General features: G+C 32.9%; 3 protein-coding genes. 2 read left to right on the top strand and 1 reads right to left on the bottom strand.

The window, feature by feature from the left end:
* Positions 1-174: helix-turn-helix transcriptional regulator (locus tag L696_RS28850; protein WP_155985446.1), on the bottom strand; the 174-nt coding region annotated here is incomplete at its 3' end.
* A 377-nt stretch (positions 175-551) separates the two neighbouring features.
* On the opposite strand from L696_RS28850, the gene L696_RS0120720 reads away from it, so the two are divergent.
* Complete coding sequence (locus tag L696_RS0120720; protein WP_025685341.1) at positions 552-776, top strand: hypothetical protein; 225 nt, start codon at positions 552-554, stop codon at positions 774-776.
* A gap of 327 nt (positions 777-1103) precedes the next feature.
* Positions 1104-1787: an MBL fold metallo-hydrolase gene (locus tag L696_RS0120715; RefSeq protein ID WP_025685340.1), complete on the top strand. Its 684-nt coding sequence runs from the start codon at positions 1104-1106 to the stop codon at positions 1785-1787.
* Positions 1788-1820: the final 33 nt, after the last annotated feature.

The raw sequence follows: 1820 nt of genomic DNA, 5'->3' as shown, positions 1-1820 counted from the left end.
TACTTCTAAAGTTCTTGATAACTGAGGTAGTAACGAAATATCAGGCATTGTCTGAGCATTTTCCCACTTGGATACGGCTTGAAATGAAAGCCCTAGTATTTGTGCAAGCTCTTCTTGTGTAAGTCCTTTCTCTTTGCGGTATATGCTTATGTTTCTTGCTAATTTTTCCTTCATGAATCCTCACGCTCCTTCATGTAATCTAATTCTATTGGAGTTTGTTGGCACGAACAATAACTTCATAATTGATTTTTTAAAATATTCAACCACCAGTTGAATTAACAAATAAATAATAAAGTCTACCAAATTTTTTTGATGTATGTTATCTGCTAGTCCTTGTTTTTACGGAACATCTATAATTTCGAAGTTTTAATAGTCCCTTGGTATTATACAAGGGCTTTTTTTGTTCCATATATCCCCATGAATATGCTATAGTGTAAGAAATAAAGAAGATTTATGCAGGATTTAGTAGAAAAATGGGCTGAAATATTTCGTTAGTCTTGGGTATATAGTCCTCTTGTATAGGTTGAGATATTCTGATGAGGTGAAAACAAGTGGCAAGAACGTATTATGCAGAAAGCAGACAAGTTGCCTATGTTTTGAGAGGATTATTTGTTATAGGTGGGCTGGCTATTTACTTTAATATACCTGATCTACACTGGGGATACCTTTTTGGTATCTTACTCGGCTCTGTGATTCTGGCAGAAATTTTTGGATCAATGTGGGCACGAAAGCGACGACAGGAAAAGAGAGATAGAAAGTTCAATGGTACGTTTTAATAGTCGTTAATAAAAGCGCATTCTGATTTTAGAGTTAAAAAACAAAATGTTGCACTTGATTGATAGGCACTTACATGATTAGCCTCTCGTGAGGACTACCTATCATAGTATTGATGAAATATATTGAGTTTTTAGGAGTTTACGATTGCAAGACTTGCTAAAGGAAAAATTAGTAAAACAACGTTAATTCAGAAGATGAATTCTCTGATGGAAACTCTAAAAAAGACATGTTTCGACATATTTTTGATCATTATAAGATATTGTATTTAATTAGGGAATTAATTACTAGTTTCAAGACATAAATACTTTTATAAGGAAGAGAGCAATATGATTGAGGTAAAAATGTTTCCAGCATCATATGGAGATAGCTTTTTAATATCATGTATGGGAGATATTAATACGCATATTATAGTCGATATGGGCTTTTCCACCACGTATGATAAGTATATCAGTCAAGAGCTTCAGAAAATTAAGGCAGATGGTGTCTCATTAATAATATTTACGCATATTGATGAAGATCATATATTAGGAGGCATTAGATTTTTTAATAAGAATGGATATGCTGATGCTCCAGATTCAATTGATATAAAAGAAATATGGTATAACAGTTTCCGGCATTTGCAATTTCACAAGACACAAAATGAAACTATAGATTCATTACATGGAGGTATTGAAGAGTTATTGAGAAAAGGACATCCTAGAGAACTAGGGGTAAGAGAAGTATCTGATGTTGGTTACCAACAAGGATCAACTCTTGGATCATTAATATTAAAGAATGGGTATGCAAACAAATGGAATAGCTCATTTAATTATAAGGCAGTTGTTGTAAATGAAGGTCCATCCAATATATATATCCTAAATGATGAAGTATCACTAACTTTGTTATCACCTAATCTTGAAAACCTCCAACTGCTTAGTCGTAAATGGAAGGAAAAATTATCATCAATTGGTTATAGTAGTATTGTTGAAAGTGATCAATTAATGGATGATGCTTTTGAATTTTATATGTGACGGATTGTCAAGCCAAGTGCGACAGTTCTTCTG

The sequence above is a fragment of the Paenibacillus maysiensis genome (assembly GCF_000520815.1).
In the GTDB taxonomy this organism is placed as follows: domain Bacteria; phylum Bacillota; class Bacilli; order Paenibacillales; family Paenibacillaceae; genus Paenibacillus; species Paenibacillus maysiensis.
The sequence above is the reverse complement of the archived record's forward strand: the minus strand, read 5'-3'. Positions and strand labels throughout refer to the sequence as shown.